At 70.6% G+C, this 23,350-nt stretch carries 21 protein-coding genes; 7 read left to right on the forward strand and 14 right to left on the reverse strand.

Translation table 11 applies throughout. From position 1 onward, the window contains the following. The first annotated feature begins 151 nt into the window (after window positions 1-151). A complete protein-coding gene (gene trpD / locus NOSIN_RS13765) occupies window positions 152-1,264 on the forward strand; it encodes an anthranilate phosphoribosyltransferase (protein ID WP_077691126.1) in 1,113 nt (370 codons plus the stop codon). Window positions 1,265-1,378: 114 nt separating this feature from the next. Here the strand turns inward: trpD and NOSIN_RS13770 are convergent, their stop codons facing one another. From NOSIN_RS13770 to NOSIN_RS13780, 3 genes are all read right to left on the reverse strand, one after another. Beyond that, complete coding sequence (locus NOSIN_RS13770) at window positions 1,379-1,654, reverse strand: Lrp/AsnC family transcriptional regulator (RefSeq protein ID WP_077691127.1); 276 nt, start codon at window positions 1,652-1,654, stop codon at window positions 1,379-1,381. 79 nt (window positions 1,655-1,733) lie between these two features. Beyond that, window positions 1,734-2,498: a rhomboid family intramembrane serine protease gene (locus NOSIN_RS13775; protein WP_077691128.1), complete on the reverse strand. Its 765-nt coding sequence runs from the start codon at window positions 2,496-2,498 to the stop codon at window positions 1,734-1,736. Next, window positions 2,476-4,236 (reverse strand): DEDD exonuclease domain-containing protein, encoded by a 1,761-nt coding sequence (locus tag NOSIN_RS13780; protein WP_077691129.1) that lies wholly within the window; start codon window positions 4,234-4,236, stop codon window positions 2,476-2,478. The genes NOSIN_RS13775 and NOSIN_RS13780 overlap by 23 nt, the downstream gene beginning before the upstream one ends. 125 nt (window positions 4,237-4,361) lie before the next feature. Between NOSIN_RS13780 and NOSIN_RS13785 the strand changes: the two genes are divergently transcribed. From NOSIN_RS13785 to NOSIN_RS13805, 5 genes are all read left to right on the forward strand, one after another. Next, on the forward strand, window positions 4,362-4,643 hold the full coding sequence (locus NOSIN_RS13785; protein WP_077691130.1) for a hypothetical protein: 282 nt from the start codon (window positions 4,362-4,364) through the stop codon (window positions 4,641-4,643). Continuing rightward, entirely contained in the window at window positions 4,640-6,028 is a 1,389-nt protein-coding gene (locus NOSIN_RS13790) for an NYN domain-containing protein (protein ID WP_077691131.1), read from the forward strand. The genes NOSIN_RS13785 and NOSIN_RS13790 overlap by 4 nt, the downstream gene beginning before the upstream one ends. A gap of 333 nt (window positions 6,029-6,361) precedes the next feature. Then, window positions 6,362-7,366, forward strand: coding sequence for a C40 family peptidase (locus NOSIN_RS13795; protein WP_077691132.1), 1,005 nt, complete (start codon window positions 6,362-6,364; stop codon window positions 7,364-7,366). 373 nt (window positions 7,367-7,739) lie between these two features. Next, window positions 7,740-8,768: a C40 family peptidase gene (locus NOSIN_RS13800; RefSeq protein WP_077691133.1), complete on the forward strand. Its 1,029-nt coding sequence runs from the start codon at window positions 7,740-7,742 to the stop codon at window positions 8,766-8,768. Between the two features lie 218 nt (window positions 8,769-8,986). After that, on the forward strand, window positions 8,987-10,150 hold the full coding sequence (locus NOSIN_RS13805) for a glycosyltransferase family 4 protein (protein WP_077691134.1): 1,164 nt from the start codon (window positions 8,987-8,989) through the stop codon (window positions 10,148-10,150). Here the strand turns inward: NOSIN_RS13805 and NOSIN_RS13810 are convergent. The 4 genes from NOSIN_RS13810 to ctaC all read right to left on the reverse strand — a co-directional run bounded on the left by NOSIN_RS13810 (window position 10,147) and on the right by ctaC (window position 14,876). Further along, window positions 10,147-11,466: a L,D-transpeptidase gene (locus NOSIN_RS13810; protein WP_077691135.1), complete on the reverse strand. Its 1,320-nt coding sequence runs from the start codon at window positions 11,464-11,466 to the stop codon at window positions 10,147-10,149. The two genes, NOSIN_RS13805 and NOSIN_RS13810, sit on opposite strands and share 4 nt — an antisense overlap. 297 nt (window positions 11,467-11,763) lie before the next feature. Next, window positions 11,764-12,189, reverse strand: coding sequence for a cytochrome c oxidase subunit 4 (locus NOSIN_RS13815; protein WP_077691136.1), 426 nt, complete (start codon window positions 12,187-12,189; stop codon window positions 11,764-11,766). Between the two features lie 6 nt (window positions 12,190-12,195). Further along, window positions 12,196-13,869, reverse strand: a complete 1,674-nt coding sequence (ctaD, locus tag NOSIN_RS13820) for an aa3-type cytochrome oxidase subunit I (protein WP_077691137.1) — start codon at window positions 13,867-13,869, stop codon at window positions 12,196-12,198. Then, window positions 13,869-14,876 (reverse strand): aa3-type cytochrome oxidase subunit II, encoded by a 1,008-nt coding sequence (ctaC, locus tag NOSIN_RS13825; RefSeq protein ID WP_455430048.1) that lies wholly within the window; start codon window positions 14,874-14,876, stop codon window positions 13,869-13,871. Before ctaC ends, ctaD begins: the two co-directional genes overlap by 1 nt. Window positions 14,877-15,253: 377 nt before the next feature. Here ctaC and NOSIN_RS13830 point away from each other — a divergent pair, with 377 nt between their 5' ends. Beyond that, entirely contained in the window at window positions 15,254-15,502 is a 249-nt protein-coding gene (locus NOSIN_RS13830) for a sulfurtransferase TusA family protein (protein WP_077691139.1), read from the forward strand. A gap of 236 nt (window positions 15,503-15,738) precedes the next feature. Here the strand turns inward: NOSIN_RS13830 and rpsD are convergent, their stop codons facing one another. The 7 genes from rpsD to NOSIN_RS13865 form a co-directional block, all read right to left on the reverse strand. After that, window positions 15,739-16,350 (reverse strand): 30S ribosomal protein S4, encoded by a 612-nt coding sequence (rpsD, locus tag NOSIN_RS13835; protein ID WP_077691140.1) that lies wholly within the window; start codon window positions 16,348-16,350, stop codon window positions 15,739-15,741. 400 nt (window positions 16,351-16,750) lie between these two features. Continuing rightward, entirely contained in the window at window positions 16,751-17,722 is a 972-nt protein-coding gene (locus tag NOSIN_RS13840; RefSeq protein ID WP_077691141.1) for a carbohydrate kinase family protein, read from the reverse strand. Between the two features lie 247 nt (window positions 17,723-17,969). Next, window positions 17,970-18,317 (reverse strand): HesB/IscA family protein, encoded by a 348-nt coding sequence (locus NOSIN_RS13845; RefSeq protein ID WP_077691142.1) that lies wholly within the window; start codon window positions 18,315-18,317, stop codon window positions 17,970-17,972. Window positions 18,318-18,690: 373 nt separating this feature from the next. Beyond that, window positions 18,691-19,548, reverse strand: coding sequence for an ABC transporter ATP-binding protein (locus tag NOSIN_RS13850; RefSeq protein ID WP_077691143.1), 858 nt, complete (start codon window positions 19,546-19,548; stop codon window positions 18,691-18,693). Next, on the reverse strand, window positions 19,541-20,407 hold the full coding sequence (locus tag NOSIN_RS13855; protein WP_077691144.1) for an ABC transporter ATP-binding protein: 867 nt from the start codon (window positions 20,405-20,407) through the stop codon (window positions 19,541-19,543). Before NOSIN_RS13855 ends, NOSIN_RS13850 begins: the two co-directional genes overlap by 8 nt. Continuing rightward, the gene (locus tag NOSIN_RS13860; protein WP_077691145.1) at window positions 20,397-21,386 is read right to left on the reverse strand and encodes a branched-chain amino acid ABC transporter permease; all 990 of its coding nucleotides are present in this window, start codon (window positions 21,384-21,386) and stop codon (window positions 20,397-20,399) included. Before NOSIN_RS13860 ends, NOSIN_RS13855 begins: the two co-directional genes overlap by 11 nt. 10 nt (window positions 21,387-21,396) lie before the next feature. Further along, entirely contained in the window at window positions 21,397-22,950 is a 1,554-nt protein-coding gene (locus NOSIN_RS13865; RefSeq protein ID WP_077691146.1) for a branched-chain amino acid ABC transporter permease, read from the reverse strand. Window positions 22,951-23,350: the final 400 nt, after the last annotated feature.

Consider the following 23,350-nt stretch of genomic DNA (forward strand, 5'->3'; position numbering starts at 1 on the left):
CGGCCCGCCCGCCACCGCCGCCGCCCGTGAGGGCCGCCGCGCGAAGGCCGGGACACCACCCTCGACGGAAAGCGCCGCGCACCCAGCCCCTCGCGCGACGCGCCGGCGCCCGGGGCCCCTGTGCCCGTTTCCTCACCGTGGAGCAACAACGATGAACGTCCCCGCCGCAACCTCCCCCGACCGTCCCCGGGCCGCCGGGCCCGACGAGGGGTCCGCAGTGACCGAGCGGACCTGGTCCAACCTGATCACCGCCCTGCTGGAGGGCCGGACCCTCAGCTCCGCCGACACCGAGTGGGCGATGAACGAGATCATGTCCGACGCGGCCACCGACGTGCAGATCGCCGGCTTCGTCGTCGCGCTGCGCGCCAAGGGCGAGGACGTGTCCGAGGTGACCGGCCTGGCCCGGGGGATGCTGGCCAACGCCGTCCGGATCAGCGTCCCCGGCCCCACCCTGGACATCGTCGGGACCGGCGGCGACCGCGCGCACACCGTGAACGTCTCGACGATGGCCGCCGTCGTGGCCGCGGCCGCGGGCGCGCGCGTGGTCAAGCACGGCAACCGCGCCGCGTCCTCCTCCTGCGGCACCGCCGACGTACTGGAGCGCCTGGGCGTGGTCCTGGACCTGCCCCCCGAGCTGACCGTGCGGGTGGCGGAGGAGGCGGGCATCACCTTCTGCTTCGCCCCGCACTTTCACCCCTCGTTCCGCTACGCCTCCAAGACGCGCCGCGAACTGGCCGTGCCCACGGTGTTCAACTTCCTGGGCCCGCTGACCAACCCGGCACAGCCCTCGACCTCGGCGATCGGGGTGTTCGACGAGCGCATGTGCGAGGTGATCGCCGGGGTCTTCGCCCGCCGCGGCTCCTCGGCGCTGGTCTTTCGCGGTGACGACGGACTGGACGAGCTGACCACCACGACCACCTCCACGGTGTGGGTGGTGCGCGACGGCACGGCCCGGCGCGAGGCACTCGACCCGGCCGACCTGGGCATCGCCCGGTCCCGGCCCGAGGACCTGCGCGGCGGCGACGTGGAGTTCAACGCCCAGGCCGTCCGCGACCTGGTGGCGGGCCGCCCCGGCCCGGTGCGCGACGCGGTGCTGCTCAACGCGGGCGCCGCGCTGGCGGCCGTGGACGGGGTGCGGGGCCCGCTCCTGGACGCGGTGCGCGCCGGGTACGAGCGGGCCGCCGCCGCCGTGGACGGCGGCGCCGCCGAGCGCACGCTGGAGCACTGGGTGCGCATCAGCCAGGAGCACGCCAAGACGCTCTGAGCGCCCGCGGGCCCCACGGAGGGCACCTCGGGGGCGCGGCCGGCGGCCGCGCCCCCGAGGACGCCGTGAGGGCGCCCCGGGCCCCTTCCGGGCCCGCGCGGGGCGCGGCGCCGGCTACCAGCCCAGCGCGAAGGCCGACTCCAGGTCGTGCTTGGAGTAGGTCTGGAAGGAGATGTGGGTGTCGGAGGAGAGCACGCCGGGAACCTTGTTCACCCGCCCGGGGATCACCTCGGCCAGGTCCTCGTGCCGGCGCACCCGCACCACGGCGATGAGGTCGACTCCGCCGGTGACCGAGTAGACCTCGCTCACCCCGTCGATCTCCGCGATCGCCTCGGCGACCTCGGGGATGCGGTGGACGTCGGCCTTGATCATGACGATCGCGGTGATCACTGTGCCTCCAGGGCGGTTTCGGTGCGGGACGGCGCGCCGGCCGTGCGAGGGGCGCCGGGGCACGTCCGTGGCACACGCCCTAGTAGACGTCTGAGAGCCGCGTCCCGGAGCGCCATCGCAGCCGGTACACCACCAGTCCCGCGATCACCCCGGCGATGAACCCGTACACGTGCGCCGCGTAGGCGACCCCGCTGCCGGCGCCGGGGGCGTTCGATGTGGTGACGTAGAGAAGATACTGAAGCGCGAAGTAGCTGCCCACCACGGCCCACCCGGGCAGGCGCATCGGGATCACCCCGAACACCAGCATGGTCACCCGGCTGCGGAACTGCACGACGAGGTAGGCGCCCAACACCCCCGAGATGGCCCCCGAGGCGCCGATCATGGGCATGGTGCCGTCGGCGTCGGTCAGGGCGAAGCCGTAGGCGGCGGCGACCCCGGTGAGCACGTACAGCGCGAGGAACCGCACCTTGCCGATGCGGTCCTCCACCACGGGGCCGAACACGAACAGGTACATCAGGTTGCTGATCAGGTGCAGCGGACCGCCGTGCAGGAACATCGAGCCGAACACCGAGAACCACACGGGCTTGTCACCGAACCCGCCGCACTCGGGCACCGCGTGCGGCACCTGGTCGACGAGGCCGAGGATCTCGGCCGGGACCGCGCCCCAGAACATGAAGTAGTCCTGGATCGCGCAGTAGCGCTCGAAGGCGTCGGGCGGGTACCACACGGCGGTCGCCGCCTGGGGCGACATCAGGTAGACGAGGACGTTGGCCGCGATCAGCGCGTACGCGACGACGGGGGCTCGGCGGACGGGGTAGTCGTCATTGAGCGGAAGCGCGGCCATGGGCCCAGTGTGTCATCCCGGTGTGCGCCTCGGCGCTACGCAACGGGCATGTCCACTCCCCCTCGACCTCCACCAGCCGGGTGGCGGGATCGGCGAGCCAGTCCAGGACCAGCTCGGTCTCGGCGGGGACGGCGTTGGGGCTGGGACCGTACCCGGCGGGCACGTACTCGGCGGTGGCGACCAGCGAGGCCAGGAAGGCCGCCGGGTCGGTGCCCGGACGCAGCACTGCGCTGGCGGCCAGCCGGCCGTGCCGGACCACGCACGTCTCCCAGCCCCCACCGGTACGGCGGGAGGCGACCAGGTGCGGGACGGCGGCGATGGCGGCCAGGCGCTGGGCCCGCCGGGCACCGCGCAGGAACGCCGTGAGACGGTCGCGCACACCCGCGGCCTCCTCGTAGCGCAGCTCGGCCGCGAGCTCGGCGATACGCGCGGTGTGCGCCTCCACCACGGCGGACGGATCACCGGTCATGGCGGCGCGCGCGGCCTCGGCGTGGACGGTGTACCCGGCCAGGCTCTCACCGCCGTCGCAGGGGGCGCCGCACCGGCCGAGCTGGGAGAGCACGCACGCACCCGTCCAGCGCCCGCCGCCCGCCGACAGGACCCGGGGCGCCGCCTCCCCCAGCGGGACGAAGGTGTGGGCGCACTGGCGCAGCGGGAACGCCTGCAACAGCGCCTCCCCGGCCTGCTCGGCCTCCCCCGCCGAGTTGTAGGGGCCGATGTAGGGCGCGCCGTCGTCCTCGACCGCCCGCACCACGGACAGGCGCGGATAGGCGTCGGTGGTCAGCTTGACCCAGCGGGCGCGCTCGGGGCTGCGCGAGCGCCGGTTGTAGGGCGGCTTGCGCTCGGCGATGATGCGCAGCTCGCGGACGGAGGCCTCCAGCTCGCTGGAGCACACGATGGGGGTGACCCCCTCCACCACGCCCGCCATCTCCCGGATGTGCCGACGGTTCTCGGCCGCGGTGAAGTAGGTGCGCACCCGGCGGCGCAGGTTCTTGCTCTTGCCGACGTAGAGGCTGGCCCCGCGCGCGTCGGTGAACACGTACACCCCCGGCTCCTCGGGCAGCCCGTCGGCCAGGTGGCGCTTGGCCCGCTGCGCCTTCGTGGGCGGCTTGGTGACCGCCCGCAGCTCCTCCAGGCTGGACACCCCCATGGGGCGCAGGCGCTCGATCAGCCCCCGCAGGACGCACACGGTGGCGCGGGCGTCGTCCAGGGCCCGGTGGCTGGGGGTGACCGAGGCCCCGAAGTGGGCGGCGAGCGTGGCGAGCCTGTGGTTGCGCGTCTCCCCCCGCGAGAGCACCGCCCGGGCCAGGCGCAGCGTGTCCACGACCGGGTAGCCCGGCCAGTCCACCCCGTGGCGCTCGCACGCGGCCTTGAGGAAACCGGTGTCGAAGGGGGCGTTGTGCGCCACCAGCGCGGTGCCGGGCTCGGCGTCCAGGAAGGCCAGGACGCGGGGCAGCACCTCCTCCATGGGCGGGGCCCCGGCCACCATCGACTGGCTGATCCCCGTCAGCAGGGTGATGTTGGCCGGGATGGGGACACCGGGGTCGACCAGGGTGGAGAACTCGCCGACGACCTCGCCGCCGCGCCACCGGACCGCGCCGACCTCCGTGATCCGGGAACCGGTGGCACTGGTGCCGGTGGTCTCCAGGTCCAGCACGACGAACGTCGCCGCGGCCAGCGGTGTACCGAGGTCGCTGATGCTGGTTTGGACGCCGGCGGGCGCCGCTTGTCGTACCACCCGGTCAGGGTAGTCGGCGGCTGGGACAACCTGGCGGGATACGGTCTGACCTGCCCGACATGGAAAGATGTGGGGACATTGGTCCGGCGGGCCACCGCCGGAAGGCACGAGCACGAGGAGGAACCGTGGGGATCGCGATGCCGGGTGACAGTGAGCGGTGGCGGTGCACCGGGTGCGGCAACCTCACGCGGTTCGACGTGACCCGCACGGTCCGCTCGCAGGACTACGTCCACCTGGACCTGGCCGGCGACGGCCGGGTCGAGGAGCACACCGTGCTCTCCGAGATCGTCGAGCACGTCAGGTGCCGCTGGTGCGGCGCCACCGACAGCGTGGAGACCATCGCCCGCCCCGACGCCGACCGGTCCGCCACCGGCTCCTCGGCGGAGAGCCCGACGGGTCGGTCGTGAGCGCCCGCCCGGAGGCGGGCGGCGACTCCGAGGACCACGGCCCGTACGACGAGGACGCCCCCGCCACGGACACCGACCGCGGCGGGGAGGCACTGGCCCGGCCCCTGCCCGGACCGGTGCGCGCCCGCGTCGTCGAGTACGGCTCCGACGTGCTCAGCGGCATGCGCGCCGGCGACCTGCCGCCGCCGCTGCGCAGGGTCGCCAGGTTCGAGCCCCGGCGCAGGGCCAGACTCGCCGGACCCCAGATCGCCGCCCAGCTGGAGACCGACGGCGCCTTCCGCGACCGGGTCGCGGAACGGGTCGAGCAGGTGTGGCCCGAACTGGCCGAGGGCCTGCGCTCGGGCGTGGTGCCCCCCGCCGCCGACCCCGTGGCGGTGGCGGCATGCGCCTACCTGCTGCGCCCCAAGGGGTGGCCCGACATCATCGAGGACGTCCACCGGGAGCTGGAGCGCCAGTCCAGCGCCAAGGAGGCGGACGAGGCCGCCGAGGCGCTCGACGCCGCCCGCCGCGAACTGGACGAGACCCGGCACGGACACCAGGCGGAGCTGGAACGGCTGCGGTCCCAGATCAGGGCGCAGCGCACGGAGATCACCGAGCTGCGGCGCAAGGTGCACACCGAGCGCCAGCGGGCCCGGGAGGCCACCGAGCGGGCCTCGCGCACACTGGCCGACACCACCGAGCGCGAGTCGGAGACGGCCAGGCAGGTCAGCACCCTGGAGTCGGAGAACCGGCGGCTGCGGTCGCGGCTGGCCAACGCCGAGGCCCAGGTGGAGAACGCCCGCCGCGCGGTGCGCGCCGGACGCAACGCCGACGAGGCGCGGCTGCGCGTCCTGCTGGACGTGCTGGTGGACGCCTCACACGGGCTGCGCCGGGAGCTGGCGCTGCCCGCGGCCCTGGACGACCCCGCCGACCTGGTGGCCGAGACCGAGCAGCAGCGGCGTGTCTCCCTGGGCGGGCTGCCCGACGACGACCCCGGCCTGCTGGAACACCTGCTGACCGTGCCGAGGGTGCACCTGCTGGTGGACGGCTACAACGTCACCAAGACCGGCTACGGGACGCTCCCGCTGGCCGACCAGCGCACCCGGCTGATGAACTCGCTGAAGGGGCTGGCCAGCCGCACCAAGGCCGAGATCACGTGCGTCTTCGACGGCGCCGACGTGGACACGCCGCCGGTGGTGGCGCCGACCCGCCGGGTGCGGCTGCTGTTCAGCGCGCCCGGGGAGACCGCGGACGAGCTGATCGTGCGGCTGGTGCGCGCCGAACCGCCGGGGCGGCCGATCGCGGTGGTCACCTCCGACCAGGAGATCGTGACGGCGGTACGCCGGGCGGGGGCGCGCGCGGTGCCCTCCACGATCTTCCTGCGCCGTCTGGAGGCACACGGCTGACGGGGCGCCGCGCACCCGGGTGTCGCCGGCCACCCGGGCCGGGCGGACCCCGTCCCCCGCCGTCCCGTGCCTCCCCCGCAGGTGGAACGCACCGCCCGTCGACGGTGTGCTCCACCGTGGACACGGATGCGCGTGCGGCCCTGGTTGAGCCGTGCGGGACGGTCCGCTAAGTTCGTCCCGAACGTGAGTGCTCCATCGGATAGGACGCCACTCCTGTGTCCGCCGGCGGAAACCCCGCGCACTCATCCCTTCCCGCGCCCCCGCGCGGGACCCCGTGACCGTTCTCTCAGCGCCCCTGTGCGTACTTCCCAACCCCAAGGAGCGTGGACCGCCATGACGAACCCCGGTGGTCGGCGTACGGCTCGCCGAATCGCTGCAACGACCGGAATCAGCGCGGTCGTCGCCAGCACCCTGATCGCCCCGGGCACCGCTTACGCGGACCCGACCAAGGAAGAGGTCGAGCAGAAGATCGAGGAGCTCAACGAAGAGGCCTCGACCGCCGTCGCCGACTACAACCAGGCCCTGGAGGACCACGAGGTCGCCGAGACCACCTACGAGGACATCGAGGAGCAGGTCGGCGACGAGGAGGAGCGCTACGAGGAGCTGCGGTCGAAGGTGCAGCAGCTCGCCGGCGCCACCTACAAGACCGGTGACCTGGACTCCACGGCCAACATCCTCTCCTCCGACGGCCCCGAGGCCCTGCTGGAGCAGAACGCCGACCTGAACTACCTGTCCGACACCCAGAAGGCCCAGCTGGACGAGTTCGGCGAGTCCTCCGAGCGCCTGTTCGCCCTCAAGGACGAGGCGGAGGAGGCCCTGGAGGAGGCGGAGGAGAAGCTCGAGGAGGCCGAGACGGCCAAGGAGGAGGTCGAGGAGAAGATCGAGGAGCAGGAGGACCTCCTCGCCGAGTTCCCCTCCGCCGACCCCGGCTCCGAGGGCGCCGACGGCAGCGGCGGCCAGTCCTACACCGGCGGCGCCTCGGGCAGCGCGGGCGCGGCCCTGGACTTCGCCTACTCCAAGGTCGGCCTGCCCTACGTCTACGGCGGCACCGGCCCCAACGGCTACGACTGCTCCGGCCTGACCCAGGCCGCGTGGCGTGCGGGCGGCGTGGACCTGCCCCGCACCACCTACGCGCAGGCCGAGGTGGGCCACCGCATCTACGACATGAGCGCCCTACAGCCCGGCGACATCATGTTCTTCTACCCGGGCCTGGGCCACAACGGCCTCTACGCGGGTAACGGTCAGATGGTGCACGCGCCCCGCACCGGCCGCAACATCGAGGTCGTGGGCCTGGCCGCGTACTGGGGCAGCGAGTTCCAGTTCGCCGTGCGCCCCTAGACGGCAGGCAGCACCACGGCGAAGCCCACGGGGCCGCCACCCGCCGGGTGGCGGCCCCGCCGCGGTCGGGAGGGGGTGTGTCCGAGGGTTTCGGACACATCACTCCAATCCGTGGAACGTCACGAAAAGGTTGAGGGAGTCCCCGCGCATGCACTAGTGTTCGTCGCCGAGCGCGGTCGCTCCTTTTCACCGCCCCCCGGCGGTGACGGCCGCGCCCGGGTCGGGCCGAGCCCAACGTCCCCCGGGGCCACGGCCTCCCCACCCTCGGTCCGCGGTGTCCACGCCCCTGGACCGCGCGCTGAGGCCCCAAGCCCCCACCCGGTGCATCCCTTGATTCCGTACGGCCTGGGACAAGGGGAGAAAGGTGCTACACGTGTCCGGATCCCGCCGCGGCCGCGGACGCCGCACAGCGGCCCTCTCCTCCCTCACCTTCGCCGCCCTCCTCCTGCCCTGCGCGGTGGCTCACGCCGAACCCACGGCCGAGGAGGTCCGCGAGGAGATCGAGAGCCTCGAAGAGGAGTACATCGAGCTCAACGGAACCTACAACGAGGCCAAGGAGACCCACGAGGCCGCCGAGGAGAAGTTGGAGGAGATCCTGGAGGAGGTCGAGACCGCCCAGAAGAAGGTGGACGAGCTCGGCCTGGGCGCCCGCCAGCTCGCCAGCTCCACCTACACCGGCATCGACCTCACCTCCTTCCACCAGCTGATCGACTCCACCGGCCCCGAGGACGCCCTGGCCCACCAGGCCGACCTGGAGTACCTGTCCGAGAAGCACGACGAGAACCTCGAACAGTACGTCCTGGAACTGGAGAACCTGGAGACCCTGGAGGCCGAGGCGTCCGAGACCGAGGAGGAGGCCGCCGAGGCCCTGAAGAAGGCGGAGGAGGCCACCGAGGAGGCCGAGGCCGCCATGCAGGAGCAGGAGGAACTGCTCTCCGAGCTGACCGCCGAGGAGCAGGCGGCGGCCACCGAGAACGTCGGCCAGACCGGCGGCGGAGGCGGGGGCGGAGGCGGCGCCACCTACACCGGTCCCGCCTCTGGCAGCGCCAAGACCGCGCTGGACTTCGCCTACGCGCAGGTCGGCAAACCCTACGTGTGGGGCGGCACCGGGCCGGGCGGCTACGACTGCTCCGGTCTGACCCAGGCCGCCTGGGCCGCCGCGGGCGTGAACCTTCCCCGCACCACCTACCAGCAGGTCAACGCGGGCCAGCGGGTCTCCTGGGAGAACAAGCAGCCCGGCGACCTGCTGTTCTTCTACCCCGGCGGCAACGGCCCCGACCACGTGGGCATGTACGCGGGCGACAACGTCATGGTGCACGCCTCCACGTCGTCCCGCCCCATCGGCACGGTGACCCTGAGCAGCTACTACCGCTCCAACTTCGTCACCGCCGTGCGCCCCTGACCGGCGGACCGGTTCGAGGCTCCGGTGCCCCGCGACGCCCGTCGTCGCGGGGCACCGCTCCGTTCACCCCGTGTGGAACGACTGCCGCATCCGCACCTTGACGATGTAGATCACCATAATCCGGGCATCCCGCCCGTCCGCGCGCATCCGCCGACGAAAACCCCGCCCGGCGACGCGCCGCCGGACGCGTCCGCCGCACACGTCCTAGACTCACCCCCGTGCCGCGAACGCTGATCATCACCAACGACTTCCCGCCCAAGGCCGGGGGCATCGAGTCCTTCGTCCACGAGATCGCCCTGCGCCGCCCCGAGGGGTCGGTCGTGGTCTACTGCTCCTCCCCCGCCCCGGCCGACGCCGCCGCCGACCCGCACTTCGACCTGCACCAGCCCTTCCCCGTGGTACGCGACGCCGCACGCGTCCTGCTGCCCACCCCCCGGGTGGCCGCGCGGGCCCGCGCCATCGCCGACCTGGAGGACTGCGACTCGGTGGTCTACGGCGCCGCGGCCCCCCTGGGACTGCTCGCCGCCGGGCTGGGCGAGCGCACCCCCGTCGAACGGCAGGTCGCCATCAGCCACGGCCACGAGACCTGGTGGGCGGCGCTCCCCGGCCCCCGGGAGGCACTGCGCCGGATCGGCGAGACCACCGACACCGTCACCTACCTGGGCGAGTACACCCGGCGCCGCCTGGCCCGGGCGCTGTCCCCGGACGCGGCCGCGCGCATGCGCCAGCTCGCACCCGGCGTGGACATCGACCACTTCCGCCCCGGATCCGGCGGCGAGGAGGTCCGCGAGCGCCACGGCCTGGGCGACCGCCCGGTGGTGGTGTGCGTGTCCCGGCTCGTCCCCCGCAAGGGACAGGACACCCTCATCCGCGCCTGGCCACGGATCCTGGCCGACGTACCCGACGCGGCCCTGCTCATCGTCGGCGACGGCCCCCAGCGGCAGCGGCTGCGCTCGGCCGCGCGGGGCATGGACTCGGTGGTCTTCACCGGGCCGGTCCCCACCCGGGACCTGCCCTCCCACTACTGCGCCGGGGACGTGTTCGCCATGCCCTGCCGCACACGGCGCGGCGGCCTGGAGGCCGAGGGCCTGGGGATGGTCTACCTGGAGGCCGCGGCCTGCGGTCTGCCCGTGGTCGCGGGCGACTCCGGCGGCGCCCCCGACACGGTCCTGGACGGCCGGACCGGACTGGTCGTGGACGGTTCGCTGCCCGGACCGACCGCACGGGCCCTCATCCGGCTACTGAAAGACCCCGACCGCGCCGCCCAGATGGGCGCACGCGGCCGTGAGTGGGTGAGACGGAGGTGGACCTGGGACCACACCGCCCAGCGCCTGGACGCCCTTCTGGGAGGCTCCCAGGGGCACTCGGCGGACAGGCCCTAGAGTCCCTCGCCGTGCACGGAGCCGGGGGTGCCCGACCCGTCGGTCACCTGCGGCTCACCGGTGGCGCTGTGGGACAGCCACTCCTCCCAGGAGCGCTGGTAGAAACCCCACCCGTTGTCCCACTCCAACTGCCGGTCGGTCCCGGTGGTCTCCAGGACGTCGCCCATCAGGACCGTTTCGTAGAACCAGCGGGCGTCCTCCACCGACATGTTCGTGCAGCCGTTGGAGACGTCGGCCGAACCGATCCTGTCGTTCCAGGGCGCGGCGTGGACGAACTCGCCGCTGTTGGAGGTGCGCACCGCCCAGTCCACGTCGAGCTTGTAGTAGTCCGGTGAGTCCTCGGGAATACCGAGGGTGGCCGCGTCCATCACCAGGGACTCGTACCTCGTCATGGTCAGGTGGGTCCCCGAGGTGGTGGTGTTGAACCGCTCGGAGGCCTCGCCGTTGCTCACGGGGATGGTGCGGACGGCCTCACCGTCGACCTCCACCTCCATCTCGTGGTCGGGCACGTGCATGGTGGCGACCAGCTCGCGGCCGACCTCGAAGTCGAGGCTGTGGTTCTCGACGCCGTAGACGCCCTCGGAGGCCTCCACCCCCGCCAGGCGCAGGTCCACACCGATCTTCTGGTGGGGCTCCCAGTACTCCTCGGGCCGGAACACCGCCGTCTTGTCGGTCACCCAGTTCCAGGCGCCCTCGACCCCCTGCTCGGAGGTGACCACCATGGAGTTCTCGACCTGGGCCTTGTTCAGCACCGGCAGGTCGAAGTTGACGATGACGGGCATGCCCACGCCGACGGTGTCGCCGGAGTTGGGGAAGTTGGAGGCCAGTTCGAGGCGCTGCCCCGGCGGCGCCTCCTCGGTGGCGAACTCGGCGACGGCCTCGGTGCGCTCACCCTCCTCGTCCTCGGCGGTGGCGCGCACGGTGACCGCCGCTCCCGGGAACATGTTCCAGTCGCTGACCCAGGCGGTGCCGTCCTCGCTCAGGGTCCCGGTGAACCGGAACCCCTTCCCCCCGCCGTCCTCGGCCGCGGCCTGGTCCGCACCGCCCTCGGCGTCCCCCTCCGGGGTGGTCTGCTCGACCTGGACGTCGGTGATGGCGCCCTCCTCCACCGACACCCGCACGGGGGTGTCGGGCGCCACGGCGGCGGAGCCCTCCTCGGGGGTGATGCTGACCTTCGGCCCGGTCGGCCGCTCCGGGCCGGGAGCCGCCCGGGGCTCCTGCTCCGGAGCGGTGGTGCAGGCGGTCGCCGCGACGGCGACCGCGACGGCCGCGGCCGCCAGGCGGCACAGCGCCGGACGGAAAAAACGTCCCTTCACGCCAAGGACCTCCAGCGTCCGTTGCGACGGGGACCCCGGCGCGCACGGAGCGGGCTCGCGCCCGCGGGGCCACGGTGAGGTCGGTTCCGCGCAAAGCCTACCTTTCACCCGGCAGCGCACCGGTGTGCCCACAGCGGTGTCGAGACGACGAAAAGGCCCCGGAGGCCGGGCGGGTCGCGCGGACCCGCCCGGCCTCCGGGGCCGGGGCGCTCGGCCGGCGGGCCGAGGGCACCCCCTAGGGCATGTATGGCGGATACTCACCCTGCTGCGCGACGGGCGGCACCCACCACACACGCCCTAGTGCTGGAACTGCTTGCGGTAGTACTCGAAGACCCAGCCGAGGACGGTGAGGATGAGGGCGAAGGAGCCGATGATCACCATCCACCAGCCGATCGCCACGCCCACCGCGGTGAAGGCCACGGCCAGCGCGACGAACAGCGGCCACCAGCTGTGCGGGCTGAAGAACCCGTACTCGCCGGCGTTCTCCTGGATCTCACCGTCCAGCCGCTCCTCCGGCGGAAGCCCGTGGTAGTGCTCGCTGCGGCGGGCCGCCTGCCAGAGCCAGAAGCCGATCATCCAACCGAAGCCGATGGAGACCACCAGGGCGGTGGTACCCGTCCACTCGATCACACCGGCGTGCTCCCAGGACCAGTACGCGTACAGGGCGGCGGCAAGACCGAAGAAGGTCGAGACGCCCATGAACAGATAGGCCTGCGTCTTCATTCGCCCCTACTCCTTCGTGGCGCCCGCCGGGACGGCGCCCGGGGCCGCGGCGTGCGGGTGGTTGAGGTCGAAGGCGGGCCGCTCGGAGCGGATCCGCGGCAGCGACGTGAAGTTGTGCCGCGGCGGCGGGCAGGAGGTCGCCCACTCCAGCGAGCAGCCGTAGCCCCACGGGTCGTCGACGGTGACCTTCGGCGCCCTGCGCGCGGTGACGTAGATGTTCCAGAAGAAGATCAACGTGGAGGCGGCCAGCACGAACGAGGAGACCGAGGAGATCTGGTTCAGCTCGGTGAAGCCGTCACCGGGCAGGTAGTCGGCGTAGCGGCGCGGGAAGCCCATGGCTCCCAGCCAGTGCTGGACCAGGAACGTGCCGTGGAAGCCCAGGAACAGCAGCCAGAAGTGGAACTTGCCCAGCTTCTCGTTGAGCATCGTCCCCGTGAACTTGGGCCACCAGTAGTAGAAGCCCGCGAACATCGCGAACACCACGGTGCCGAACACCACGTAGTGGAAGTGGGCCACCACGAAGTAGGAGTCGGTGACGTGGAAGTCGATGGGCGGTGAGGCCAGCAGCACACCGGTCAGCCCGCCGAAGAGGAAGGTCACCAGGAACCCGATGACGAACAGCATCGGCGTCTCGAAGGTGATCTGGCCCCGCCACATCGTGCCGATCCAGTTGAAGAACTTCACGCCGGTGGGCACCGCGATGAGGAAGCTCATGAAGGAGAAGAACGGCAGCAGCACCGCGCCGGTGGGGAACATGTGGTGCGCCCACACCGTCACCGACAGGCCGGTGATGGCGATCGTCGCCGCCACCAGGCTCTTGTAGCCGAAGATCGGCTTGCGGCTGAACACCGGCAGCACCTCGGTCACGATGCCGAAGAAGGGCAGCGCGATGATGTACACCTCGGGGTGGCCGAAGAACCAGAACAGGTGCTGCCACAGGATCGCCCCGCCGTGCTCGGGGTCGTAGACGTGCGTGCCGACCATGCGGTCGGCGCCCAGGGCGATCAGGGCGGCGGTGAGCACCGGGAACGCGATGAGCACCAGAACGCTGGTGAGCAGGGTGTTCCAGGTGAAGATCGGCATGCGGAACATCGTCATGCCCGGCGCGCGCATGCACAGGCCGGTGGTGATGAAGTTGACCGCGCCCAGGATCGTGCCCAGACCGGACACGACCAGACCCAGGATCCACAGGTCACCGCCCAGCCCCGGCGAACGCACCGCGTCCGAGAGGGGCGTGTAGGCGAACCAGCCGAAGCTGGCCGCGCCGCCGGGGGTGAGGAACCCGCTGACGGCGATGAGGCTGCCGAACAGGAACAGGTAGTAGCTGAACAGGTTCATCCTGGGGAACGCCACGTCGGGCGACCCGATCTGCAACGGCATGATCACGTTCGAGAACCCGACGAACAGCGGGGTCGCGAACATCAGCAGCATGATCGTGCCGTGCATGGTGAACAGCTGGTTGAACTGCTCGTTGGACATGACCTGCATGCCCGGGAGGAACAGCTCGGTGCGCATGAGCACCGCCATGATGCCACCGAGCAGGAAGAAGAGGAAGGCGGTGATCAGGTACATGTACCCGATGACCTTGTGATCGGTCGACGTCATCCAGTTGACGATCATCGACCCCGGACGCGACGGTGTTCTGCCGCCGCCCGCGGGTGAGGTGTCCCTGGTGCTCATTAGTGGTCGTTCTCCTCGGTGTCAGACCCAACGAAGCCCGCGTCCTCTTCGCCGGTCCCGGCTCCCTCTTCACCGGGGCGGTTGGCGCCCGTGCCCTCTCCGGACTCCGACTCCTCCTCGACCTCGGCGGCTTCGGCCGCGGCCGCCTCGGCGGCCTGCTTCTGCTCGGCGAACCACGCGTCGTACTCGTCCTGGGGAAGGACCTCGACGTTGAAGAGCATGCGGGCGTGGTCGACACCGCACAGCTCGGCGCAACGACCGATGTACTCGCCCTCGGTGCCCTCCTCGAGGTCCACCTGGAAGGCGTTGTCACGGCCGGGGATGACGTCCATCTTGAAGCCGAACGTCGGCACCCAGAAGGAGTGGATGACGTCCGTCGAGTGCAGGTCGAAGTGGACGGTCGCGCCCTCGGGGAGGACCAGGGTCGTCTGGGTCGAGGGGTCGGCGGTGCCGTCGGGGTTGGGAACACCCGTCTGGGAGAAGAGCACCTCCCCGCCGTTCTCCTGCTTCTCGTCGAGGTAGTTGAACTGCCAGGCCCATTGGAAGGCCACGACTTGGATGTTGACGTCCGCCGGCTCGTCGGTGTCGAGCAGGATCGCCTGATCGCGCGCGGTGAAGAAGAACAGCACCGAGATGATGACGATCGGCAGGACGGTGTAGAGCGCTTCGATGGGCATGTTGTACCGCACCTGGGGCGGCAACTGCTCAGAACGCTTGCGGTGGAAGATGACCGACCATGCGATCAGCCCCCACACGAGAATGCCGACCGCGAAAGCCGCCACCCAGGAGCCCTGCCAGAGCGAGATGACACGCTCGGCCTGGTCGGTGATCGGTTCCGGCATGCCCAAACGAGTGAGATCGTTCGACGCGCAGCCGGTCGCGGCCAGCCCCAGCACGGCGAGCGCGGCGCCGCGTGGTGCCCATCGGCGCAGGTTGAAGCGCCGATTCTCTTGGCGGGTCGGACTCACGGATTGCCTTCCCAGCGGTGTAGCCCGTGGATCCTCCACGGGCGGCCTAAGTATCCAAAGCTTTTCAGGGGGAAACATTATCGCGAACCGCACGGCGCCCCGCCCAGGGGCTTGCCTGGTCAGCGTGTTGCCAGGACGCCCCCGCACGGAGCGCGCGGTGGTACGTGGAGCCGGGCCCGTTCGCCCGCGGAGGATGACCTCCCGGCTGGCTACGGAGCGCGGCCCGGCGTCCCCCCGGGCCCTCTCGCCGTCGACCGTGTCCCCACCGCCCCGAAGGGCGGCGCGGGCGCTCCACGAGGAGAGACCAAGGCGAGCGTATCGCTGGGTTTACGACACCCTTAACCGGGTTCGCCTTACGGGCCCGACCGGGTCAGGATGGTCACGATCAGGACAACGACACACGGAGGGTGCACCACGTGCCCGAGTACCCGTCGCAGACGCCGTCGGTCACCGTGGAGGCGGTGGGCCGCAAGTGCCCCATCCCCATCATCATGCTGGCCGCCCGGCTGCACGAAGTGCCCATCGGCGCGGTCATCGCGGTCACCGCGGACGACCCGGCCGCACACGCCGACATCCCGGCCTGGTGCCGGATGAAGATGCACGAGTTCGTCACGGAACGGCCCCTGGGCCGGGGTAGCGCTTTTCACATCCGCCGCATGTACTGACGCCGGAAGGGCCCCGAACCCCGCCGAACGGAGCCGAAACAGTTCCGGTTCCGGTGCGATAACAATTCAAGACGCGCCGAATTCGGGACGTGGCGGATCCCACCATCAGAGGGCGTCCCCGGACACCAGGACGCGCCCCCGGACACGAAGAAGGCCGTGCGGACGGATCCGCACGGCCTTCCCACCTCCCCCGAGCACCCCTCAGGACACACGCGGGAGCTTGCCCGCCCAAGCGGCTAGCGGGCGTAGAACTCCACGACGAGCTGCTCGTCGAAGGGCACCGGGATCTGCTCACGCTTGGGACGGTCGGTGACCGCCACACGCAGGTCCTTGTGGCTCACCGCGAGGAAACCGGCGATCTTGTCGTCGGCGTGGATGCCCTCGGCGGCCTCGACGAACGGCACCATGTTGCGGGACTTCTCCCGAACACTGACGATCTGACCCGGCTTGACCTGGTACGACGGGATGTCGACCTTCTTGCCGTCCACGGTGATGTGACCGTGGTTGACGAACTGGCGCGCGGCGTAGACCGACGCGGCCAGACCGGAGCGCAGCACGACCGTGGCCAGGCGCAGCTCCAGCTCGGCGAGCATCTCCTCACCGGTACGGCCCGAACGCTTCTTGGCGTTCTCGTAGATCCGCAGCAGCTGCTTCTCGGTCAGGTCGTAGTACCAGCGCACCTTCTGCTTCTCCGCCTGGCGGACGGCGAAGTCGCTGCTGTTGCGACGGACACGGCGGCCGTGCTCACCGGGCGGGTAGGGACGCTTCTCGAAGTAGCTGACCGCCTTACGGGTCAGCGGGGTGCCGGCGCGCCGGGACAACCGCACCTTCGGTCCGGTGTAGCGCATGCAATGTCCTTTCAGGATGTATCAGGGGAATCCCAGGTAAGGCTGGCCTAGATCTGGGAGGCGCTGAACACGCCCGAGCCCGCCACAGCGCGCCGGAGCGCGCGGAAAGCGGGGCGGGTTCCCCACCGTCGCGGCGACCCGGCGCGGACGGCTTGGGCTGGGTCACCGGCACGCGTTTCAGCGCACCGGAGGGCACGGGGCTCCCCGTGCGGGCCGTCCGTCCCCTGGGGGAGGCGGCCGTTCGGGGCGCGGCCCGGTCCACGGACCGGGTCGTGCGGGTCGCGACTCACTACTCTACGGGCTCGCGGACACCACCACGACCAGCGAACGCGCGGCAGGCCCGGCCACGGGGCCGCCCGCGCCCCCTCACCGGACCCGTGGAACCCGGGCGCGGCCCTTCCTACACGAAGGGCTCGACCTCGGCGGCGGCCTCCGCCCCGTAGGACCTCTCCAGACGATCCAGCAGGGAAGCCGTGGTCAGCGTGTACTCCTGCGGGCCGTCGGCCTCCAGGCAGTGCACCGCGGTCGCGTTGCCGACCTGGGCCGCACGCTCCAGGGACAGACCCCAGGAGTGGGCCGCCAGGAAACCCGCGCGGAAGGCGTCGCCCACACCCGTGGGATCGACCAGCTCACCGACCACGGCGGCGGGCACGTGCACACTCGGCTCACCCCGGCGGTCGATACGGGCGCCCTTGGCCCCCAGCGTGGTGACACGGGTACCGACCCGGGACAGCACCTCGGCGTCGGACCAGCCGGTCTTCTGCTCCGCCAGGGCCTTCTCGTACTCGTTCGCGAACAGGAACAGGGCGCCCTCGACCAGGGTGCGCACCTTCGGCCCCTCCATCCGGGCCAACTGCTGGGAGGGGTCCGCGGCGAAGGCGATGCCCCGCGTACGGCACTCCTCGCTGTGGCGCACCATCGCCGCGGGGTCGTCCGCGCCGATCAGCACCAGGTCCAACCCGCCCACACGGTCGGCGATCGGCCGCAGCTCGATGTTGCGGGCCTCGGCCATGGCACCGGCGTAGAAGGACGCGATCTGGTTCTGGTCCCGGTCCGTGGTGCAGATGAACCGGGCCGTGTGGCGCAACTCGGAGATGTAGACCGCCGAGGTGTCCACCCCGTGGCGGTCCAACCAGGCGCGGTAGTCCTCGAAGTCCGCCCCGGCCGCACCCACCAGCACCGGGTCGAGGCCGAACCGGCCCATACCGAAACAGATGTTGGCCGCCACGCCACCGCGGCGAACGTCCAGCTCATCGATCAGGAAGGACAGCGACAACTGCTGGATCTGCTCGGGGATGATCTGCTCGGCGAACCGACCCTCGAAGGACATCAGGTGGTCGGTGGCAATGGATCCGGCAACCGCGATACGCACGGGACGAAGGCTCCTTGGTGGGAGGTGTCGGTCTGGGACCGGACGGGGCGATGGCATGTGGCCGGGACACGCCCGGCCCGGACTGCACCAGAGTATCCAGTACCGCCGGGGCATCGCCTGCCCGCCCGGCCGGGCCGACCGCGAACACCCCCGGACACGAGGAGGGGGAGGACGGACCAGCCGCCCTCCCCCGGACACCACCGTCCCGGCCGAGCCGGGACGGACAGATCACCGTCCCCCGGCACGCCTAGTTGAAGGAGTCACCGCAGGCGCAGGAACCGGTGGCGTTGGGGTTGTCGATGGTGAACCCCTGCTTCTCGATCGTGTCGACGAAGTCGATCTGGGCCCCGATCAGGTAGGGGGAGCTCATCCGGTCGGTGACGACCTCCACACCACCGAAGTCGGTGACGACGTCGCCGTCCAGGTCGCGCTCGTCGAAGTAGAGCTGGTAACGCAGCCCCGAGCAACCACCGGGCTGAACGGCCACGCGAAGGCGCAGGTCGTCCCGCCCCTCCTGCTCCAGGAGCGCCCTGACCTTGGCAGACGCCTCGTCGGTGAGGATGATCCCCTCGGTGGTCTCGCTCTGAACCGTCATGTTGTAAAGCTCCTCTGAAAGGGGTTGCGGCTAGCCTGACGACCCCTCGGTCGCGTCTGGGACCGGCCCGCCGCGGCGGGTCCCGTCCCCTTCAACGGATCCCAACACCCGGTACCGGCCCGACATTCCTGCACGGCCGCCACCGGCGTCGCCGTGCCGCAGCCGTGTTCTCCCTGCCGCCCGGTCCCACGGTGTGGACGGACCCCGGCCAAGCACGGACGTGCTCGCTCCACCAGGGTAATTTGTCCGGTCCCGATACGCCATCTCCCCCGGCACCCGTACACGGACCGCACAGGAGACGGCCACCGGCACCACCGGCACCACGGACGGGGCGCGGAACCGAACACGGCCCCGCGCCCCGCACCCGCCCGGATCAGCCCTTGGCGAGCGTCCCCAGGTACAACTCGATCACGTTGGGATCCTCCAACAGGTCCGCGCCCGAACCCGTGTAGGCGTTGCGGCCCTGGTCCAGCACATAGCCGCGGTCACAGATCTGCAGGCAGCGGCGGGCGTTCTGCTCCACCATGACCACCGACACACCCGTCTGGTTGACCTCCTTGACCCGCTGGAAGACCTCCTCCTGGTAGATCGGCGACAGACCCGCCGTCGGCTCGTCCAACAACAGCACCGACGGATCCATCATCAACGCACGCCCCATGGCCACCATCTGGCGCTCACCGCCCGACAGAGACCCCGCCTTGGCCTTGCGCCGGTCCGCCAGCAGCGGGAACAGCCCCGCCACCACCCGGAACCGCTCGGCGAAGGCACGCGGCCGCAGGAACGCCCCCATCTGGAGGTTCTCCTCGATGGTCAGCGAGGGGAACACGTTCCGCGTCTGCGGGACGTAGCCCACACCGCGCTCCACCAGACTGTGCGCGGGCAGACCCGCGATACTCGACCCCCGCAGGGTCAGACCGCCCTCACGGATCGGAATCAGCCCGAAGACCGCCTTGATCAACGTGGACTTACCCGCGCCGTTGGGGCCGATGATCGCCACGACCTCGCCCTCGGTCAGGGTCAGAGTGCACCCGTTGAGGACGTTCACCCCCGGCACGTACCCGGCCACCAGGTCCTTGGCCAACAGCAGGTAGTCCTGCGGACCACCCACCTCCGCCTCCTCGGCGCCGGCGTGCTCCAGGACCTCCTCACGGTGCTCCTGGACCTCCGCGACCTCCTCGGCCTCCGCCGGAACCTCCCCAGGCCCCGGCCGCGGGTTCACGTTCTCAGTCATCGTCACTCCCCCCGACCTCGGCCGTCTCCTCCTGGGCACCCAGGTAGGCGTCGATCACCTGCTGGTTGGACCGGATGTCGGAGGGACGCCCCTCCGCGATCACCCGCCCCTGCGCGAGCACCACGATCCAGTCGCTGATCCCCATGATCACGTCCATGTCGTGCTCGACGAAGAGCACCGTCTTGCCCTCGTCGCGCAACGACGTGATGTGACCCAGCAGGGACTGCACCAGTGCCGGGTTCACACCCGCCATCGGCTCGTCCAGCATGATCATCGCCGGATCGGTCATCAGCGAACGCGCCATCTCCAGCAGCTTGCGCTGCCCACCGGACAGCGAACCCGCCATGTCCTCACGCTTGTCGACCAGCTTGAAACGCTCCAACAGCTCCATGGCGCGCCGCGTGTTCTCCCGCTCCTGCCGCTGCCACACCGGACGCAGGAACGCACCGGCCATCCGCTCGCCGAACTGCCCCGGAGCACCCAACAGCATGTTGTCGAGCACCGTCATCCGGGTCAGCGCCTTGGTCAGCTGGAAGGTCCGCACCATCCCGGCCCGCGCCACCCGGTGACCGCTCTTGCCGTTGACCGCCCCGCCCTGGAACGTCCACCGGCCCCCGTCCACACGGTCGAAACCGGTCAACAGGTTGAACAGCGTGGACTTACCCGCACCGTTGGGACCGATCAGCGCCGTGATCGTGCCGCGCTGCACCTCCAGGTGCCCCACGTCCACAGCGGTCAGACCGCCGAAGGAACGACGCACACCGTCCGCCACCAGGATCGGGTCGGGCTTGGCCGACCCCGGGACCGGCTCCGCGTCGGCCATACGGTCCACACCGACGTTCGTCTCATCACTTGACATTGATCAGCATCTCCTTGCGGTCGCCGATGATGCCCTGCGGCCGGAAGACGATCAGCACCACCAGCAACAGGCCCACGAAGGCCAACTGGATCGCGCCGTAGTCCGGACCCGACAGGAACGGCAGCCAGCCCATGGAACCGAACCCCTTGAGCAGACCGTCGGTGAAGGTCATCAGGAACCAGAACGCCATCGCGCCCAGAACCGGACCGAACACACGCCCCGCACCACCCAGCAGCAGGATCACCCACAGGAAGAACGTCACCTGCGGCTTGAACTGGTCCGGCTGGATCGAGGCCTGGTACACCGCGAGCATGCAACCCGCCATCGCGCCGATCAGACCACCCAGCACCAGCGCCTGCATCTTGTACCCGAACACGTTCTTGCCCAGGCTGCGGACCGCGTCCTCGTCCTCCCGGACGCCCTTGATCACACGCCCCCACGGGCTGTGCATCAGCATCCAGGTCAGACCCACCATCAGGAGCACCAGGCCCCACGTCACCACCAGCACCCACATGTGGTTGCCGTTGTAGGCCAACGCACCCACGCCGTAACGCGTGCCCCCGTCGAACGGGTTGAGCGCGCGAAAACCCGACGACAGGTTCTGCAGGCCGTACACACCGCCCGTCAGCGGCTCGGCGAAACCCGCCCGGTACACCAGGCGCAACACCTCCGCCGCCGCGATCGTCGTGATCGCCAGGTAGTCCGCCCGCAACCGCAGCGTCGGAACACCCAACAGCAGCGCCAGCACGAGCGCGCACAGCAGGCCCACCGCGAAACCGGCCAGCAGCGGCAGGTCGAACACCGCCACGCTGATGCCCACACCGTAAGCACCCACCAGCATGAAACCGACCTGGCCGAAGTTGAGCAGCCCCGTGTAGCCGAAGTGGAAGTTGAGGCCGACGGCGGCGAGCGCGTAGATCGCCGCGATCGGACCGAGCGCCGATCGAGTGGACTCGGCGAGGATCGAAAGAATATCCATCGTGTCTCTCCTAGCCGACCCGCTCGCGCCGACCGAGCAGACCCTGGGGCCTGATCAGCAGCATGAGGATCATCAGGGCCAAAGCCCAGGCTTGCATGAGCTGGGACGGGAACCACAGGGTGGACAGCATCGCCACCATGCCGACGGCCAGACCGCCGACCATCGCACCGTAGGCCGTGCCGAGACCGCCGAGGATCACCGCGGCGAACATCATCAGCAGCAGACGGAAGCCCATCTCGTACTCGACGACCTGGTTGAGCCCGTAGAGCACCCCGCCCAACGCGGACAGGCCCCCTCCCAGGCCCCACACGTACAGCGTGACCCGGTCCACGTCGATACCCGAGGACTCGGACAGGTCCCTGTTGTCCGAGACCGCGCGCATCGCCTTGCCGATACGGGTGAACTGCAACAGGCAGGCCACCCCCACCAGGACCACGACCGCCACGGCCATGACCACCAGGTCGCGCGGCGCCATCTCCACGGGACCGAACCGCACCGGCTCCTGGATCTGGTAGCCGGCGTAGCGCGAACGCCCCGCTCCGAAGAGCACCAGGATCACGTGGCGCACGACCAGCGCCAGACCGATCGAGACGATGAACATCTGGATCAGCGCGACGTTGCGGTGCCGCAGGGGGCGCCAGATGTAGCGCTCCATCGACGCGCCCAGCACCGCGCCCATGAGGACCGCGATCCCGGCGGCCAGCCACAGCGGCACGCTCCAGCCGACCGCGTCGCCCATGACCCCGAGGACGGTGGCCAGCGCGATGCCGACGAAGATCGCCGTCCACTGCGCGGTGATCAGCACCGCCCGGGGCCACCTGCCCTCCAGGAAACCGCCGAGGAGGACCGCCACCCCCAGACCCGCGAAGATCGCCAGCAGGGAGTTGCCCAGGCCGGCGGCCCCGGAGCTGAAGACCAGGGCGGCCATCGCGCCGAAGGTCACCATGTCGCCGTGGGCGAAGTTGATCATCTTCGTGGTGCCGAAGATCAGTGAGAGTCCGATCGCGGAGACCGCGATGACCAGGCCGAACAGGAGACCCGCCGCGGCGAGCTGGACGAACCGCTCACCGAAGGAGCCGCCGCTGTCCGCCACGGGCGCGACGGCCTCGTCGTCCGCGGCCGCGGCGCCGGAGTCCTCGCTCTCCTCCTCCGAGGGGGAGGCGGAGTCGTCGTCGGACGCGCCCGGCCGCTCCAGCCCGATGATGAGGGGCCGCTGGCCGCCGGCCTCGACCTCCACCTCGGTTTCACCGTCGACGATGAGGCCCTCTCGTACGACGAACTCACTGGGGACGGACTCCTGGTCCACCACGACGCGGTAGGTGCCCGGTCCGGGCAACTCCACTTCCCACATTCCATCAGAGTCGGTCTCCGCCGCCCCGGTCTCGTCCTCACCGTCGAAGACCGTGATCCTGATGCCTTCGACACCTTGATCCCGATCTTCCGGGTTGAGGATCTGACCGTGCAGCGACTCACCGCCCTGTTCGTCTGCCGTCGCAGCTGGCCCGGGGATCACCAGGATGGCGGTGATCAGGGCGAGCAGCACGGTCACGAGGCGTGTGCGCACGCGCGCTCCTTGCGCATCTGAGGGGGCAGTGCCGAATGAACACATTCGACACCGCATGTCCTTGCTGTTCGGTGCGGTGAGTTTAGCCCGATTTAGGCTGGTCATTCAGCATCGCTAAAGCCACGTGACCCAACCGTCACCCCATTGTGCGCAAACGAGATCAAACTGGTACCGGGGGCGGATTGACCCTGAACAATCTGTCTTGTTTCCATCCCCACACAGGCTGATCTGCATACCCCTCCGCACTCTTCGTGCTCAGAAGGACACATAAGCATCCTGGAGGAGGCGTGGCCGCCCGGGGAGGACAGGGGCGCAACAGTCCCTCCCCGGACAACGGCAGGGGCCGCACCCGGTCGGGTGCGGCCCCTGCCTCAAGCCTCACGGTGGTGGAACCGTAAGC

Origin of the sequence: Nocardiopsis sinuspersici, from assembly GCF_001998325.1 — a bacterium.
GTDB classification, from domain to species: domain Bacteria; phylum Actinomycetota; class Actinomycetes; order Streptosporangiales; family Streptosporangiaceae; genus Nocardiopsis; species Nocardiopsis sinuspersici.